Origin of the sequence: Streptomyces sp. NPDC002232, from assembly GCF_042890295.1 — a bacterium.
Classification (GTDB): domain Bacteria; phylum Actinomycetota; class Actinomycetes; order Streptomycetales; family Streptomycetaceae; genus Streptomyces.
The window spans coordinates 140528-154547 of record NZ_JBIARV010000007.1 but is presented as its reverse complement, the minus strand read 5'-3'; the positions used below and the strand labels follow the sequence as shown (position 1 = coordinate 154547).

The 14020-nt window shown below is 73.1% G+C and carries 13 protein-coding genes and 1 tRNA gene; 5 read left to right on the top strand and 9 right to left on the bottom strand.

Annotated elements, in window-relative coordinates; all coding sequences use genetic code 11:
• Nucleotide 1 precedes the first annotated feature (1 nt).
• Entirely contained in the window at nucleotides 2-787 is a 786-nt protein-coding gene (locus tag ACFYXU_RS32390) for a ferritin-like domain-containing protein (RefSeq protein WP_389408653.1), read from the bottom strand.
• 214 nt (nucleotides 788-1001) lie between these two features.
• Nucleotides 1002-2048, bottom strand: a complete 1047-nt coding sequence (locus ACFYXU_RS32385) for an LLM class F420-dependent oxidoreductase (RefSeq protein WP_389461228.1) — start codon at nucleotides 2046-2048, stop codon at nucleotides 1002-1004.
• A 127-nt stretch (nucleotides 2049-2175) separates the two neighbouring features.
• Here ACFYXU_RS32385 and ACFYXU_RS32380 point away from each other — a divergent pair, with 127 nt between their 5' ends.
• Together ACFYXU_RS32380 and ACFYXU_RS32375 are read left to right on the top strand one after the other, a co-directional pair.
• Nucleotides 2176-3153, top strand: coding sequence for an aldo/keto reductase (locus tag ACFYXU_RS32380; RefSeq protein ID WP_361393699.1), 978 nt, complete (start codon nucleotides 2176-2178; stop codon nucleotides 3151-3153).
• Complete coding sequence (locus ACFYXU_RS32375; protein ID WP_389461226.1) at nucleotides 3150-5633, top strand: helix-hairpin-helix domain-containing protein; 2484 nt, start codon at nucleotides 3150-3152, stop codon at nucleotides 5631-5633. The genes ACFYXU_RS32380 and ACFYXU_RS32375 overlap by 4 nt, the downstream gene beginning before the upstream one ends.
• 125 nt (nucleotides 5634-5758) lie before the next feature.
• Here ACFYXU_RS32375 and ACFYXU_RS32370 read toward each other — a convergent pair whose 3' ends face one another.
• Nucleotides 5759-6454, bottom strand: coding sequence for a hypothetical protein (locus ACFYXU_RS32370; protein WP_389461224.1), 696 nt, complete (start codon nucleotides 6452-6454; stop codon nucleotides 5759-5761).
• Nucleotides 6455-6501: 47 nt separating this feature from the next.
• Between ACFYXU_RS32370 and ACFYXU_RS32365 the strand changes: the two genes are divergently transcribed.
• A complete protein-coding gene (locus ACFYXU_RS32365; RefSeq protein ID WP_015032473.1) occupies nucleotides 6502-6690 on the top strand; it encodes a DUF5703 family protein in 189 nt (62 codons plus the stop codon).
• A 69-nt stretch (nucleotides 6691-6759) separates the two neighbouring features.
• Here ACFYXU_RS32365 and ACFYXU_RS32360 read toward each other — a convergent pair whose 3' ends face one another.
• The 3 genes from ACFYXU_RS32360 to ACFYXU_RS32350 all read right to left on the bottom strand — a co-directional run bounded on the left by ACFYXU_RS32360 (nucleotide 6760) and on the right by ACFYXU_RS32350 (nucleotide 9418).
• Nucleotides 6760-7590, bottom strand: a complete 831-nt coding sequence (locus ACFYXU_RS32360; RefSeq protein ID WP_361393696.1) for a chaplin — start codon at nucleotides 7588-7590, stop codon at nucleotides 6760-6762.
• Between the two features lie 140 nt (nucleotides 7591-7730).
• A complete protein-coding gene (gene chpH, locus ACFYXU_RS32355; RefSeq protein ID WP_015032475.1) occupies nucleotides 7731-7964 on the bottom strand; it encodes a chaplin ChpH in 234 nt (77 codons plus the stop codon).
• A 128-nt stretch (nucleotides 7965-8092) separates the two neighbouring features.
• Nucleotides 8093-9418 (bottom strand): M20/M25/M40 family metallo-hydrolase, encoded by a 1326-nt coding sequence (locus ACFYXU_RS32350; RefSeq protein ID WP_329855834.1) that lies wholly within the window; start codon nucleotides 9416-9418, stop codon nucleotides 8093-8095.
• 208 nt (nucleotides 9419-9626) lie between these two features.
• Here ACFYXU_RS32350 and ACFYXU_RS32345 point away from each other — a divergent pair.
• Nucleotides 9627-9714: transfer RNA gene (locus ACFYXU_RS32345), tRNA-Leu, on the top strand.
• Nucleotides 9715-9777: 63 nt separating this feature from the next.
• Nucleotides 9778-10704, top strand: coding sequence for a pseudouridine synthase (locus tag ACFYXU_RS32340; RefSeq protein WP_389408649.1), 927 nt, complete (start codon nucleotides 9778-9780; stop codon nucleotides 10702-10704).
• Here the strand turns inward: ACFYXU_RS32340 and ACFYXU_RS32335 are convergent.
• The 3 genes from ACFYXU_RS32335 to ACFYXU_RS32325 all read right to left on the bottom strand — a co-directional run bounded on the left by ACFYXU_RS32335 (nucleotide 10688) and on the right by ACFYXU_RS32325 (nucleotide 13985).
• Nucleotides 10688-11317, bottom strand: a complete 630-nt coding sequence (locus tag ACFYXU_RS32335; RefSeq protein ID WP_329855830.1) for an MBL fold metallo-hydrolase — start codon at nucleotides 11315-11317, stop codon at nucleotides 10688-10690. The genes ACFYXU_RS32340 and ACFYXU_RS32335 overlap by 17 nt on opposite strands.
• Nucleotides 11317-12402 carry an S-(hydroxymethyl)mycothiol dehydrogenase gene (locus tag ACFYXU_RS32330; protein ID WP_389408648.1) on the bottom strand — a complete coding sequence of 362 codons (1086 nt, stop codon included), beginning with the start codon at nucleotides 12400-12402 and terminating at the stop codon, nucleotides 11317-11319. Before ACFYXU_RS32330 ends, ACFYXU_RS32335 begins: the two co-directional genes overlap by 1 nt.
• Nucleotides 12403-12524: 122 nt before the next feature.
• Nucleotides 12525-13985, bottom strand: coding sequence for an amino acid permease (locus ACFYXU_RS32325; protein ID WP_389461222.1), 1461 nt, complete (start codon nucleotides 13983-13985; stop codon nucleotides 12525-12527).
• Between the last annotated feature and the right edge of the window lie 35 nt (nucleotides 13986-14020).

Sequence of the window (14020 nt, the reverse complement as noted above, 5' to 3'; positions counted from 1 at the left end):
CTCAGAAGGCGGGTGCGGGGGCCGCGGGGCTGCCGAGGGCGTTCAGCCGCTCGGGCATCCGCAGGTCGACCATCCGGTGCCAGCCGGCGGCGCGCTCGTACGCGTACATGGCGTGGATCCCGGCGGCGAGGACGGCCGCCTTGGGCTTCGGCCAGTTCAGGATCCGGCCCATGTGCCGCATCACGGCGAGGCTGACGTCGCGGTAGACCCGGATCTCGGCGAGGGCGGAGTCGCGCAGGGTCCGCTGGATGAGCCGGCCGTGGCCCTGGCGGGCGAGCCCGAGCAGCTCCTCGTGGCAGTAGGCGAGGTGGTTCGCCTCGTCGTTGTCGATCATGTGGATGGCCTTGCCCAGCTCCGGGTGGTCCCCGAAGTACGTGACGAGCATGTCCATCTGGTCGGCGGCGCGCTGCTCGGTGACCCGGCTGTGGGCGAGGTAGACGACGACGTCCGCCTCGGTGAGCGGCCGGTCGGCGCGGAGCTTCTCGTGCGCGAGGCCGATGCCCCGGCGCTCCAGGAGCATCGTGTAGTCGGTGTCCGGGGGCACGGGGACGGGTTCGAGCCCCCGCTTCCTCAGCAGGGCGTTGAAGATCCGGCCGTGCTTGTCCTCGTCGGCGCCGTGCCGGGTGATCTTGGGCGCGAGGGAGCGCATGCCGGGTGCGACGAGGGCCGCGATCCGGGCGTTCTCCCAGCCGCCCTGGGACTCGCCGCTCGCGGCGATGGAGCAGAAGAGCCGGAAGGACTCGTCGTTGTCGATGATTTCCTGGAACAGGCTCTTGGCCGTGAGCATCGCCGCCACCTCCGTGCGTACGTCCGCACTCCGGTACGTCCGGGGAGACCGAGTCAAGTCGGGTCCCGGGCGGCGGGCAACAGGAGGGCCGCCACGGCTCGGCCGAAAGAGTGAGTCCCCGGGGCGTAACCCGGGGCCCCGTGGCGCGTTGTGCTGCATGACGGCCGTGGCGGGGAAGACCCCCGAGCCCCCACCACGGCCGCAGGTTTCCGGCTCAGACGCCGGCGCGTTCCATCGCTTCCACGCCCGCCCGCAGGGCCGCCACCCGCTCGTCCAGGGTGAAGCCGGCCGGGGCGAGGGTGAGGGTGGTGACCCCCGCCTCCGCGTAGGCGGTCATCCGTTCGGCGATGCGCTCGACGGAGCCGAGCAGCGTGGTCTGGTCGATCAGCGAGTGCGGCACGGCGGCCGCGGCCCCGGCCTTGTCGCCGGCCAGGTACTTGTCCTGGATCTCGGCGGCCTCCCTCTCGTATCCCATGCGCTGGGCGAGCTGGTTGTAGAAGTTCTGCTTGCGGCTGCCCATGCCGCCGACGTACAGCGCGGTGTACGGACGGAAGACGTCGGCGAGCGCGGTCACGTCGTCGCCGAGGGCGAGCGGCAGGGTGGGGCAGACGTCGAAGCCCTCCATGGTCAGACCGGCCTTCTCGCGGCCCGCGCGCAGGTGGCGCAGCGCGGTCTCCTCCAGGTGGTCGGCGGAGGGGAAGATCAGCAGGGCGCCGTCGGCGATCTCGCCGGTCTGCTCCAGGTTCTTCGGCCCGATCGCGGCGATGTAGAGCGGGATGTGCTCGCGCTCCGGGTGGACGGTGAGCTTGATGGGCTTGCCCGGGCCGCCGGGGAGCGGCAGGGTCCAGTGCTCGCCGTCGTAGGTGAGCCGCTCCCGGGTCATGGCCCTGCGGACGATCTCGACGTACTCGCGGGTGCGGGCGAGCGGCTTGTCGAACTTCACGCCGTACCAGCCCTCGGAGACCTGCGGTCCGGAGACGCCGAGGCCGAGGCGGAAGCGGCCGCCGGTGAGTGAGTCGAGGGTGGCGGCGGTCATCGCCGTCATGGCGGGCTGGCGGGCCGGGATCTGCATGATCGCGGAGCCGACGTCGATCCGCTCGGTCTTGGCCGCGACCCACGCGAGGACGGTGGGGGCGTCGGAGCCGTAGGCCTCGGCGGCCCAGCAGACGTCGTAGCCGAGGCGGTCAGCCTCCTGGGCGACGGCGAGGTTGTCGCCGTCCATGCCGGCGCCCCAGTAGCCGAGGTTGATGCCGAGCCGCATTCCACACACCCCTTACCCATCGGTAACGTCACTGGGGCGGACTCTAGCGCGCGCGTGGGCCATCCGTCAGGACACGGTTGTCCACAGGCTCTCTCCGCGTGGTGCCCTGGCCAGTACTCTCGCGCCCATGGAGCAGAGGCATCTCGGACGTACCGGCCTGCGTGTGTCGCGCATCGGACTCGGCACCCTCACCTGGGGCCGGGACACCGACGAGCACGACGCCGCCGAGCAGTTGAAGTCGTTCTGGGACGCGGGCGGCACGCTCGTGGACACCGCCGACGTGTACGGCGGCGGCGAGGCGGAGTATCTGCTCGGACGCCTGATGGAGCGCCTGGTGCCCCGCCAGGACCTCGTGCTCTCGACGAAGGCGGGCAGCGTCCCGGACCCCGACCGCCGCACGGACGGCTCGCGCGGGCACCTGCTCGCCGCGCTCGACGCCTCCCTCGCGCGCCTGGGCACCGACCACGTCGACCTCTGGCAGCTGCACGCCTTCGACCCGTACACGCCCCTGGAGGAGTCGCTCCAGGCCCTCGACATCGCCGTACGCAGCGGCCGGGCCCGGTACGCGGGCGTGGCCAACTTCTGCGGCTGGCAGCTCGCCAAGGCCGGCACCTGGCAGCTCGGCGGCGACCGGACCCGGCTCGCCGGGGCCCAGCTCGAGTACTCGCTGCTCCAGCGGGGCGTCGAGCGGGAGGTGCTGCCGGCCGCGCGGGACCTCGGCATAGGGCTGCTGCCCTCCTCCCCGCTGGGACGCGGGGTCCTGACGGGGAAGTACCGCAGCGGCACGCCGACGGACTCGCGGGGGGCCTCGGAGCGGATGGGTCCCTTCGTGGAGCCGTACCTGGACGAGGCGGCGAGCCGGATCGTGGACGCGGTGGCGACGGCGGCCGACGGGCTCGCGACGACCCCGCTGCACGTGGCGCTCGCCTGGGTCCGCGACCGGCCCGGGGTGACCGCGCCGATCGTCGGCGCGCGCACGGCGCGGCAGCTCACGGCCGCGTTGTCAGTGGAGACGCTTAGTCTTCCTGACGAGATCTGTCGGGCGCTGGACGATGTGTCGGCGCCCGTGCACCGCTATCCGGATCACGACTGGAGCACCTTGTGACCGAGCCTTCCGGGGAGACCGCGCCCGAGGCCGTGCCGCCCACCGACCGGCCGGGGACGGCCGCGGAGCGGGACGCGGAGGAGAAGCCGGAGACGGCAGGGCGTCCGGGCGCGGGCGACGGGGCGACCACGCCCGAGGAGCCCGGCACGCCCGAGCACCCGAGAGCGGACGGCACGCCCGACGCGGGCGAGCGACCGGAGACGCACGAGAGCCCCGGGGCGGCCGAGGACCCGACCACGCCCGAGGACGGAACGCCCGAGAGCGGAACGCCCGACACGGGCGAGCGACCGGAGACGGAGGAGCCCGGGGCGGGCGACGAGACGCGGACCGGGGCTGACCGGGAATCCGGGGGTGACGGGGAGTCCGGGGCCGACCGGGAGTCCGGGGCGGCCGGAGAGCCGGACACGGCGGAGCCCCACGCGGGCGTCGCGGCGGACGGCGGCACCGCGGACGCCGCCGAGCCCGGTGCGGACGGCGGCGCCGGTGACGGCGGGTCCTCGGGGGACCTGAGCGACGCGCAGGTCGAGCTCGCCGCGCAGCGGGAGCTGCGGGCGAAGATCGCGGCCCGCAAGGCCGAGAAGGACGGCCCCCTCGCGAGCGGCGCCAAGCTCAGCGGCACCGCGGCCGACCTCCTCGCGGCCGTCCGGGCCGTCGAGGGCGGCGCCGCCTCGGGCAGCAGCCTCTACGAGGCCCCCGAGCCCGCCACCCGGCGCTCCGCCGCCGAGGCGGCCCCCGAGATGACCGTGCGTCCCCCCGCGCCGGAGCGGCCCGCCGCACCGGCGCCCGGCACCACGGCCGCCGTCCGCGAGGTCCTCGCCGAAGGCGGGGCCCCGGAGGCCCTGGCCGTCCCGGTCGCCGCCGCGCTCGGCGAGGGCGCGGCCGCCGTGCTCCGTGAGGACCCGTGGCAGCTGCTCACGGTGGCCGGGGTCAAGCCCGAGCAGGCCGACGGGTTCGCGCGGGCGCTGCTCGGCCCCGCGACCGGTCCCGGCGACCCCCGCCGCACGGTCGCCCTGACCGTGTGGCTGCTGGAGCGGGCCGCCCTCCAGGGGCACACCGCCCTGGAGATCCAGGCCGTGCGCGCGGGACTCGCCGGGCATGCCGTGCCCGACCCGGAGGAAGCCGTGGAGACGGCGGTCTCCGAGGCCGCCGTCCTCGTCTTCCAGGAGGAGGAGACGGCACAGGACCCGGAGGACGACGAGGACGCCGAGGACGCCGGCGAGGACGCGGCCGCGCCCGCCGCGGAGCCGGAGCCCGCCGCGCCCGTGCTGCTCGGACTGGACCGGTACGCGCTGGCGGAGGAGAGCCTCGCGGACGGTCTCGCCCGGCTGGTGCGGACGGCGACGGCCGACACCTGGGAGGGCGGCGAGCTGGAGCGCGCCGCCGGGGCGCACGGCCTCGTCCTGCACACCGGCGGCGAGGCCTCCCGCGCCGAGCCCGTGGCGCTCGCCGCGGCGGCCCGCGCGCGCGGGCTGCGCACCCTGGTGGCCGTCCACGCGGACGCCGGGCGGCGCGCGGGCGGCGCGGACGCGGTGACGGTCGGCGCCCTGCTGTCCGGCGCGGCCGGTCCCGGCCGGGACGAGGACGGGGCCTTCGCCCTGGACCTGCTCGTGGTCCTGGACGCGCCGCAGCTGGACGTGGAGACCGGCGCGATGCTCGTGGAGTCGCTGCCGGACGGCTGCCGACTGGTGCTGAGCGGGGACCCGGAGGTGCTCGGCGCCCCGGGCGCGGGGCGGGTCTTCGCGGACGTGCTGGCGGCACGGGTGTGCCCGAGGGTCGCCTCCCGCGTGCCCGACCCGGGCCCGCTCGGCGAGCTGGTGTCGGGCATCGGGGTCGGCGAGCTGAACCAGGTCGAGGCCCCCGGCAAGGAGATCGTGATCGTCCCGGTGCGGGACGCCGGCGAGGCCGTGCACCGCACGGTCCAGCTGGTGGCGGACTCGGTGCCACGGGCGATCGGGGTGCCGTCGGAGCAGACGCAGGTCGTCACGGTCGGCCACGGCGGCTCGGCCGGTACGCGCGCGCTGAACGCGGCCCTCAAGCAGCGGCTGAACCCCGGGCCCGGCCGCTTCGGCGGCTACGACCCCGGGGACCGGGTGGCGTACGCGCCCGTGCCGGGCCGGACGGTGACGGGCACGGTCCTGTCGGCCGACCCGGAGGGGCTGCGGCTGCGCTGCGGGGACGACGAGGTCCTCGTACCGAGGGATCGGGTGGAGCCGGCGCTGCGGCACGGCTGGGCGCTCACCGCGCACCAGGCGGCCGGGGCGCGCTGGCCCGCGGTGGTCGTGGTGCTGCCCGGGGACGCCGCGGGCGGTCTGAGCCGGCCGTGGGTGTACACGGCCTTCGGCCGGGCGGAGCGCCATCTGTCGGTCGTGCACGGCGTGGACCAGGCGCTGGCCCGCGCGGTGGCCGAGGGCGTGGCCCCGGAGCGGACGACGCGGCTGCGGCCGCTCCTGGAGGGGCTGCTCGCCCCCGAGGAGCAGTAGGCGCGGACGGAGCGAGGGGCACGGGCGACGAGGGAAACGACGGGGAACGAGGAGGGCCCGGACACCGCGCGCGGTGTCCGGGCCCTCCCACGTCCCGTCAGGCGTCCGGGCTCTCCGGCGTCCCGTCAGACGTCCGTGGGGCCGACCGCCACGTCCGCCACGGGCTCGTCCATCCCGTCCACCCCGTCCACCCCGTCCTCTTCGTCCTCTTCCTCGTCGAAGACCGAGCTGACGTCGAAGCGGCAGACGATCCGCTCGGGATCGGCGTGGTCGAAGGGGGCGCCCAGCCACTCCCCCGGTTCCGGGAGCTCCTCGGCGGCGGTGACCCAGAGCGTGGAGTCGCCCTCCTCCAGGCCGAACTCCTTGTGCCGGGAGGCGATCTCGTCCGGTTCGTACTCTCCGAAGAGCATGCCGAGCGCGGCGAGCGGCGAGGCTCCGGCCCGGGCGGCCGCCGCCGTGTCCGTGGTGTCGCCGAGCTCGGCGACACGGCGGGCCTGGGCGAGCAGGCGCCGCGGTTCGGCGACGGCGTAGTCGCGGCGGATCAGGAGGCTGACGGCGTGGGGTTCGTCGGGCCCGGTGTACGGCGGCAGGTTGCCGTCGGCTCCGGGGATCTCGAAGGGAGTGACCTCGTCGTAGCGGTCGTAGAGGAGTTCGTCGTACGCCTCGGCCGCCGTGGCGAGGGCGTTGAAGGCTTCGTAGACGGCTGTGTCGTCGTCTCCCGTACGGCGTTCGACCGCCGCGAGGTGACGGTCCAGTGCGGCTTTGACCGCCTCGGCGGCGGCGCGTACCTCGGCAGCGGTGGGCTGCGCAGCATCAGACATGGGAGAGACGCTATCCGTACCGGGCCGGTGCCCGCACAATAGATGCGATGCCGGAATACGAATTTGTCGACGTGTACGTGCCGCGCGGTGTCTCCCGCAAGGAGGCGACGCGGCTGCTGACCGACCATGCCGAGTACGGACACTGGGAGTTGGACCGTCTGAGCCTGCACCGGGACGGGAGCCGCAGAGTGCGGTTGAAGCGGCGGATCATCCGCCAGGTCAGGGCGACCTGGTAGGGAACGGGACGACGCGAAGGGGCCCCGCGGTGTGCGGGGCCCCTGTGCGTGGTGCGCGACCGGCGCGGATCAGGCGGCGCGGCGGGCGCGGCGGTAGATCAGCGAGCCGGCGAGCAGCAGTCCGGCCCCGGCGGGGACGATCACGCCGAGCGGACCGGAGCCGGTCTCGGCGAGCTCCTCGACGGAGCGGGGCGGGGTGACGCCGTGCTCACCGGGGGTGTTCGGACCGTGCTCACCGCCGGGCGTACCGGGAGTGCCGGGGGTCCCGGGCGTCCCAGGAGTGCCAGGCGTACCCGGAGTGCCGGGCGTACCGGGGGTGCCGGGGGTCCCAGGAGTGCCAGGCGTACCCGGAGTACCGGGGGTCCCAGGCGTACCGGGCGTCCCCGGGGTTCCCGGAGTGCCGGGGGTCCCGGGCGTGCCCGGCGTACCCGGGGTCCCGGGCGTGCCGGGTCCCTCCTCGCCGTACCCCGTGTCGCCGTCGTCCCCGCTGTTGGCGCAGTCGTTCCCCATGGCGGGGTTCAGCAGGCCCACGCCGGTGACGCCGTTGCCGCACACGTTGACGGGGGCGTCGACCGGCACCTTGACGTTGTTGCCGGAGGCCACGCCAGGCGAGTTGCTCGTGTGTCCCCCGGCGGACGAGCCGCCGCCCTGCGAGGACGTGTTGGCGCACTTGTTGGCGAAGGCCGGATTGAGGACTCCGACGACGTTGACGGTGTTTCCGCAGGCGTTCACCGGTACGTGTACCGGGACCTGGACGGAGTTTCCGGACGCGACGCCCGGGGAATTCATGGCCGTACCGTTCGCGCCGGAATCGGCGTGCGCATATCCGCCGCCGACGGCGGCGAATACGCCTCCGGCGGCCACGACGGTGAGAAGGCCCTTGCGCGTGACCTGTCGCATAGCTTGTTCCCTGCCTGCTCGGCTTCGAAAGAGTGCCACCGGGCGGTCGGCCCGGGGCGGAAATGGCCACCGGCCCCGGAGTGCATGGCACGCACTCCGGGGCCGGACCGGCTCACACCCTCACGGGGCGAGGCACAACGTCAGGCGTTGACGCAGGTGTTGCCGAAGGCGGGGTTCAGCAGACCGATCACGGAGACCGTGTTGCCGCACACGTTCACGGGGACGTGAACCGGCACCTGGACGACATTGCCCGAGAGCACGCCGGGGGAACCGATGGCGGCACCCTGGGCACCCGCGTCGGCGACGGCCATGCCCGCGCCCGCGAGAACGAGACCGCCGGTGGCAGCCGCAGCAGCGACGACCTTCTTGATCATTATTCCTCCTAGTTGGCAATGCGGCCCCAGCCGCGGACCGCATCACCTGTAACGAGGGGGAATGGTGGGGGCTACGAGTGCCCGAGTTCATTCACTCTTTCCGGTCACATGCAAACGTGCGGACGAATTCAGCAGGCGTCGAGGAAGCGGTCCAGGACGCGGACGCCGAACTTCAGACCGTCCACCGGCACCCGCTCGTCCACGCCGTGGAACATGCCGGCGAAGTCGAGCTCCGGCGGCAGCTGGAGCGGCGCGAAGCCGAAGCAGCGGATGCCGAGGTCGTCGAAGGACTTGGCGTCGGTGCCGCCCGAGAGCATGTACGGCACGGCGCGGGCGATCGGGTCCTCGGCGCGCAGCGCCAGCTGCATGGCGTCCACCAGGGCGCCGTCGAAGCTGGTCTCCAGTGCCTTGTCGCCGTGCACGTCCTCGCGCTTCACGCGGGGACCGAGGATCCGGTCGAGGTCGGCGAGGAACTCCTGCTCGTACCCGGGCAGGAAGCGGCCGTCGACGTGCGCCGTGGCCTGGCCGGGGATCACGTTCACCTTGTAGCCGGCGCCGAGCATCGTGGGCGCGGCCGAGTTGCGGAGGGTGGCGCCGACCATCTTGGCGATGCCGCCGAGCTTGGCGAGGGTGCCGTCCATGTCCTCGGGGTCGAGCGGGGTGCCCAGGGCGTCCGAGAGCTCGTCGAGGAAGGACCGCACGGTCTTGGTGACCCTGACCGGCCACTGGTGGCGGCCGAGGCGGCCCACGGCCTCGCACAGCTCCGTGATGGCGTTGTCGTCGTTGGTCATGGAGCCGTGGCCCGCCGTGCCCTCGACGGTCAGCCGCATCCAGTGCATGCCCTTCTGGGCCGTCTCGACCAGGTAGAGCCGCAGGTTCTCGTTGACGGTGAAGGAGAAGCCGCCGACCTCGCCGATCGCCTCCGTGACCCCGTCGAAGAGGCCCCGGTGCTGGTCGACCAGGTGCCGGGCGCCGTAGGTGCCGCCGGCCTCCTCGTCGGCGAGGAAGGCGAGGACGACGTCCCGCGGGGGCTTGCGGCCGCTGCGCAGCCGGTCGCGGACGACCGCGAGGGTCATCGCGTCCATGTCCTTCATGTCGACGGCCCCGCGGCCCCAGACGCAGCCGTCGGCGATCTCGCCGGAGAAGGGGTGGTGCGTCCAGTCCTCGGCGTTGGCCGGGACGACGTCGGTGTGGCCGTGGATGAGCAGCGCCGGCCGCGACGGGTCCTCGCCCTCGATCCGGGCGACGGTGGAGGCCCGCCCCCGGTGCGACTCGATGATCTTCGGCTCCAGGCCGACCTCCGCGAGCTTCTCGGCGATGTACTCGGCCGCCGCCCGCTCGCCGGGGCCGGAGTGGTCGCCGTAGTTGCTGGTGTCTATGCGGATGAGGTCGCGGCAGAGGTCCACCACCTCGTCCTCGCCGCTGACGGTCCGGACCGTGTTCGACTCGCTCACGCTGCTTCCTCCCACTACGTGCCCCACGTGCTTGCTGGTGATCTCCCCCCATCCTCGCGCGTGCCCCCCTCGGCACCAAGGGCGCCGGCCGGCCGACACGCTGCCGTCACATGCCGGGGGCCCACCGGGGGTGGTGATCGACCGGTCCGAATGTTTGCTATGGTTTTCCTCGTCGGAAGGGCCCAGCGGCCAGGAAGACAGACACCTTGTCCGGGTGGCGGAATGGCAGACGCGCTAGCTTGAGGTGCTAGTGCCCTTTATCGGGCGTGGGGGTTCAAGTCCCCCCTCGGACACCAGCGGAAGACCCCACATCTTGTGGGGTCTTTCTTGTTGCGGCAGCAGGAAGCACGGCGGTACCGGTGCGACGCAGATCCAAGGGCCCTTCCTCGCCCCTCCCCCAGCTCCGGGGGATCGACCCGGTGCGGGTGCGGTTCCCGGAGGATCCCGAAGGCTCTCCGGCCACGGTCGGCGCGTACCTGGTCGCGCGGTACGGGCATGCCGTCGGGGTCGGGCGGGTCGAGGAGATGCTCCGGGACGGACGGTTCGTCGGGGTCGACGGGCCCGTCGACGGGACCGAGCCGTACGTGGCGGGGCGGTACCTCTGGTTCCACCGGGACTTCCCCGCCGAGACTCCGGTGCCCTTCGCGATCGGGGTCGTGCACCGGGACGAGCGGATCGTGGTGGCCGACAAGCCGCACTTCCTGGCCACGATGCCCCGGGGGCGGCACGTGACGGAGACCGCGCTCGCCCGGCTGCGGCGCGACCTGGGGCTTCCGCACCTCCAGCCCGCGCACCGGCTGGACCGGCTGACGGCGGGGCTCGTGCTGTTCGTGGTGCGCGAGGAGGACCGGGGGGCGTACCAGACGCTGTTCCGGGACCGGGTGGTGCGCAAGGAGTACGAGGCGGTGGCGCCGTACGACCCGGCGGTGGAGCTGCCCGTGACGGTGCGGAGCCGGATCGAGAAGGAGCGCGGGGTGATGGCCGCGCGGGAGGTGCCGGGCGAGCCGAACGCCGAGAGCCGGATCGAGCTGCTGCGCCACGCCGGGGGGCTCGGGCGGTACCGGCTCGTGCCGGTGACCGGGCGGACCCATCAGCTGCGGGTGCACATGAACCGCCTGGGCCTGCCGATCGTCGGCGATCCGGTGTACCCGGTCGTGCGCGAGGACGGGCCGGAGGACTTCGCGCGTCCGCTGCGACTGCTCGCGCGGACGCTGGAGTTCACCGACCCGTTCACGGGTGACGTCCTGGGGTTCGAGAGCCGGCTGCGGCTCAGTGGCCCCGCTTGATCCATTCCTCCAGGTGCGGGGCCTCGGCCCCGATCGTGGTGGTGTCGCCGTGGCCGGTGCGGACGACCGTCTCCGCGGGCAGGCCGAGCAGCCGCTCGCGGATCGAGCCGACGATCGTCGGGAAGTCCGAGTAGGACCGGCCGGTCGCGCCGGGGCCGCCCTGGAAGAGGGTGTCCCCGGTGAAGACGGTGCCCAGCTCGGGGGCGTACAGGCAGACCGCTCCCGGGGCGTGGCCCGGGGTGTGGAGGACCGTGAGGTCCGTGCCCGCGATGGTGAGGACCTGGCCGTCGGCGAGCTCGCCGTCCGGGCTGTGGTCGGGGTGGGTGAGCTTCCACAGGGGCTGGTCGGCAGGGTGGAGCAGGATGCGGGCGCCGGTGGCGGCCGCGAGCGCCGGGGCGGCGTCGATGTGGTCGTCGTGGGCGTGGGTGCAGACGATGGCGCGCAGGGCGCGGCCGTCGAGCGCGGCGAGGATCGCCTCGGCGTCGTGGGCGGCGTCGATGACGATGGCCTCGGTGTCGTCGCCGACGATCCAGACGTTGTTGTCGACGTCCCAGGTGCCGCCGTCGAGGCTGAAGGTGCCCGAGGTGACGAGGTGGTCGATGCGGGCGGCCATCAGAGGACCACCACCGAGCGCAGGACGTCGCCCTCGTGCATGCGGGCGAAGGCCTTCTCCACGTCGCCGAGGCCGATGGTCTCGGTGACGAAGGCGGCGAGGTCGATGCGGCCCTGCTGGTGCAGGTCGATGAGCATCGGGAAGTCGCGGGACGGCAGGCAGTCCCCGTACCAGGAGGACTTGAGCGAGCCGCCTCGGCCGAAGACGTCGAGGAGGGGGAGTTCGAGCTTCATCTCGGGGCTGGGCACGCCGACGAGGACGACGGTGCCGGCCAGGTCGCGGGCGTAGAAGGCCTGCTCGTACGTCTCCGGGCGGCCCACGGCCTCGATGACGACGTCGGCGCCGAAGCCGCCGGTGAGCTCGCGGATCGACTCGACGGCGTCGGCGTCGCGGGAGTTGACCGTGTGGGTGGCGCCCATCTCCTTCGCCTTGGCCAGCTTCCGGTCGTCGATGTCGACGGCGATGACCTTCGCGGCTCCGGCGAGGCGGGCGCCGACCACGGCCGCGTCGCCGACGCCGCCACAGCCGATGACGGCGACGGTGTCGCCCCGGCCGACGTTCCCGGTGTTGAGGGCGGCGCCGATGCCGGCCATCACGCCGCAGCCGAGGAGGCCCGCGACCTCGGGGGCGACGGCCGGGTCGACCTTGGTGCACTGGCCGGCGGCGACGAGGGTCTTCTCGGCGAAGGCGCCGATGCCGAGGGCCGGGGAGAGCTCCGTGCCGTCGAGCAGGGTCATCCGCTGCTTCGCGTTGTGGGTGGCGAAGCAGTACCAGGGGCGGCCGCGCAGGCAGGCGCGGCAGGTGCCGCAGACGGCGCGCCAGTTGAGGATCACGAAGTCGCCGGGGGTGACGTCGGTGACGCCCTCGCCGACGGACTCGACGACTCCCGCGGCCTCGTGGCCCAGCAGGAAGGGGAACTCGTCGTTGATCGCGCCCTGCTTGTAGTGGAGGTCGGTGTGACAGACGCCGCAGGCCTGGATCTTCACGACGGCCTCGCCGGGGCCGGGGTCGGGGATCACGATGGTCTCGACGCGTACCGGTTCGTTCCTGCCCGGGGCGATGACCCCCTGGACGTGCTGCGGCATCGCGAACTTCCCTTCCTGCGGCCGGATCTTGTAAGGCTCTTGCGTACCACTATCTCCTGACAAAAGGCGAGTCCCCCGCAGGCCGTGCCTGCGGGGGACCTCCTTCTCCCGTGGGGGGAGTCTCAGCCCTGGTGCGACCCGGAGGTCTCGCGGACCCGTCGGCGGACCAGGAACCAGCCGCCGGTGAGCGCGGCCGCGATGAGCGGCAGGCAGCTCACGGTCGTGCGGCTGATGCCGCCGTCCATCCACATCAGGACGAGGACGGAGGCGAGGAAGCCCAGCGTGACGATCTGGGTGTACGGGGCCCAGGGCAGGTTGTAGCCGGGGCGGGTGACCTTGCCCTCCCGGGCGCTGCGCCAGAAGAACAGGGAGCAGACCATGATCATGGCCCAGGTGCCGATGATGCCGAGGGAGGCGAAGTTGAGGACGAGCTCGAAGGCCTCGCCGGGCATCACGTAGTTGAGGGCGACGCCGAGGACGCCGAAGCCGGCGGTGAGCAGGATGCCGCCGTAGGGGACGCCGCCCCGGTTCATGACGCCGGTGAACTTGGGCGCGGAGCCGGCGAGCGACATGGAGCGCAGGATGCGGCCGGTGGAGTAGAGCCCGGAGTTGAGGCTGGAGAGGGCGGCGGTGAGGACGACCAGGTTCATGACGCCGGCGGCGCCGGGGACGCCCAGCTTGTCGAAGACGGTGACGAAGGGGCTCTGGTCGCCGGAGTACGCGGTGTAGGGGAGGATCAGCGCGAGCAGGACGACGGAGCCGACGTAGAAGAGGCCCACGCGCCACATGATCGAGTTGATCGCCTTCGGCATGATCTTCTCGGGGTTCTCGGTCTCGCCGGCGGCGACGCCGCAGAGCTCGACGGAGGCGTAGGCGAAGACGACGCCCTGGATGAGCAGCAGCATCGGCATCATGCCCTGGGGGAAGATGCCGCCGTTGTCGGTGATGTTGGCGAGGCCGGGGGTGTGGCCGCCGACCTCGTGCGAGGTGACGATGAGGAAGATGCCGACGAGCATGAAGGCGACCAGGGCGGCGACCTTGATGATGGCGAACCAGAACTCCATCTCGCCGAAGTACTTCACGGAGATGAGGTTGGCGGCGAGGACGACCGCGAGGGCGATCAGGGCGAGGACCCACTGCGGGACGTCGCTGAACATGGCCCAGAAGTGGGCGTAGGTGGCGGCCGCGGTGATGTCGGCGACGGCGGTGGTCGACCAGTTGAGGAAGTACAGCCAGCCGGCCGTGTACGCGCCCTTCTCGCCCATGAACTCGCGGGCGTAGGAGACGAAGGCGCCGGAGGAGGGGCGGTAGAGCACCAGCTCGCCGAGGGCGCGCACCACGAAGAAGGCGAAGACGCCGCAGACGGCGTAGGCGATGAAGAGGGACGGGCCCGCCTGGGACATCCGGCCGCCGGCGCCCAGGAAGAGGCCGGTGCCGATGGCGCCGCCGATGGCGATCATGTTGATGTGCCGGGACTTGAGGTCCTTGCGGTATCCGGCGTCGCCTGCGTCGACGTGGGGGACGGCGGCCGTGTGCGCCGGGGCGGCGGACAGCGGCTCGGCCGCGGTGACGCGGTCAGTCATGAACGAGGTCGCCTTCGTGAGGGGGCAGTGCGGTA

What these genes read in the sequence shown, in the direction of transcription:
- ACFYXU_RS32380 (WP_361393699.1), top strand. Translation starts at nt 2,176, where the DNA reads ATGGAGCAGAGGCATCTCGGACGTACCGGCCTGCGTGTGTCGCGCATC.
- ACFYXU_RS32325 (WP_389461222.1), bottom strand. Translation starts at nt 13,985, where the DNA reads ATGACTGACCGCGTCACCGCGGCCGAGCCGCTGTCCGCCGCCCCGGCG.
- ACFYXU_RS32365 (WP_015032473.1), top strand. Translation starts at nt 6,502, where the DNA reads ATGCCGGAATACGAATTTGTCGACGTGTACGTGCCGCGCGGTGTCTCC.
- ACFYXU_RS32335 (WP_329855830.1), bottom strand. Translation starts at nt 11,317, where the DNA reads ATGGCCGCCCGCATCGACCACCTCGTCACCTCGGGCACCTTCAGCCTC.
- ACFYXU_RS32370 (WP_389461224.1), bottom strand. Translation starts at nt 6,454, where the DNA reads ATGTCTGATGCTGCGCAGCCCACCGCTGCCGAGGTACGCGCCGCCGCC.
- ACFYXU_RS32330 (WP_389408648.1), bottom strand. Translation starts at nt 12,402, where the DNA reads ATGCCGCAGCACGTCCAGGGGGTCATCGCCCCGGGCAGGAACGAACCG.
- chpH (WP_015032475.1), bottom strand. Translation starts at nt 7,964, where the DNA reads ATGATCAAGAAGGTCGTCGCTGCTGCGGCTGCCACCGGCGGTCTCGTT.
- ACFYXU_RS32385 (WP_389461228.1), bottom strand. Translation starts at nt 2,048, where the DNA reads ATGCGGCTCGGCATCAACCTCGGCTACTGGGGCGCCGGCATGGACGGC.
- ACFYXU_RS32360 (WP_361393696.1), bottom strand. Translation starts at nt 7,590, where the DNA reads ATGCGACAGGTCACGCGCAAGGGCCTTCTCACCGTCGTGGCCGCCGGA.
- ACFYXU_RS32390 (WP_389408653.1), bottom strand. Translation starts at nt 787, where the DNA reads ATGCTCACGGCCAAGAGCCTGTTCCAGGAAATCATCGACAACGACGAG.